General features: G+C 61.9%; 1 protein-coding gene. It reads left to right on the top strand.

The features are described from left to right. Positions 1-1,395 (top strand): adenosylhomocysteinase (gene ahcY / locus FXO23_RS50480; protein ID WP_158896336.1); only part of this gene is annotated, 1,395 nt, incomplete at its 5' end.

Genomic DNA, 1,395 nt, shown 5'->3' with positions numbered 1-1,395 from the left:
GAGTTCGGTCGTAAGGAGATTCGGCTGGCTGAGCATGAGATGCCGGGTTTGATGGCGTTGCGGCGGGAGTATGCGGAGGTGTTTCCGCTGCGGGGTGCGCGGATTTCGGGGTCGTTGCACATGACGGTGCAGACGGCGGTGTTGATCGAGACGTTGGTGGCGTTGGGGGCGCAGGTGCGGTGGGCCTCGTGCAACATCTTCTCCACGCAGGATCATGCGGCGGCGGCGGTGGTGGTGGGTCCGCACGGGACGGCGGAGGCGCCGCGGGGGGTGCCGGTGTTCGCGTGGAAGGGTGAGTCGCTGGAGGAGTACTGGTGGTGCACTGAGCGGATGCTCACCTGGGATGGTGCGGGTCCGAACATGATTTTGGATGATGGTGGGGACGCCACGATGCTGGTGCACAAGGGCACCGAGTATGAGAAGGCGGGGGTGGTGCCGGCGGCGGAGGATGATGATCCGGATGAGTGGAAGGTGTTCCTGGGGCTGTTGCGTGAGTCGTTGGCGGCGGATGCGGGGAAGTGGACTGGTATCGGTGCGGGTGTGCGGGGGGTGACCGAGGAGACCACGACGGGTGTGTTGCGGTTGTACCAGTTGGCGGCGGCGGGTGAGTTGTTGTTCCCGGCGATCAATGTGAACGATTCGGTGACCAAGTCGAAGTTCGACAATCGGTATGGGATCCGGCATTCGCTGGTGGATGGGATCAACCGGGGTACGGATGTGTTGATCGGGGGCAAGGTGGCGGTGGTGTGTGGGTATGGGGATGTGGGTAAGGGTGCGGCGGAGTCGTTGTCGGGTCAGGGTGCGCGGGTGATCGTGACGGAGATTGATCCGATTTGTGCGTTGCAGGCGGTGATGGATGGGTATCAGGTGAAGACGTTGGAGTCGGCGTTGCCGGAGGCCGATATCGTGATCACCACTACGGGGAACAAGGATGTGGTGCTGGTCGAGCATATGGCTCGGATGAAGCATCAGACGATTCTGGGGAATATCGGGCATTTCGACAACGAGTTGGATATGGCGGGGTTGGCGCGGTATCCGGGGGTGCGGCGGGTGAACATCAAGCCGCAGGTGGATGAGTGGGTGTTCCCGGACGGGCATTCGATCCTGGTGTTGTCGGAGGGCCGGTTGCTGAATCTGGGCAACGCGACCGGGCACCCGTCGTTTGTGATGTCGAACAGTTTCTCCAACCAGGTGATCGCGCAGATCGAGTTGTTCACCAAGCACGAGGAGTACGACAAGGAGGTGTTCCGGCTGCCCAAGAAACTGGATGAGAAGGTGGCCCGGATCCACCTGCAGGCCCTCGGCGGCGAGCTGACCAAACTCACCAAGGAACAGGCCGAGTACATCGACGTCGACGTCGAAGGCCCGTTCAAGTCCGACCACTACCGCTACTGA

The sequence above is a fragment of the Amycolatopsis anabasis genome (assembly GCF_009765355.1).
Classification (GTDB): domain Bacteria; phylum Actinomycetota; class Actinomycetes; order Mycobacteriales; family Pseudonocardiaceae; genus Amycolatopsis; species Amycolatopsis anabasis.
Note: the sequence above shows the minus strand (reverse complement) of the source record. Positions and strands in the feature narration are given on the sequence as shown.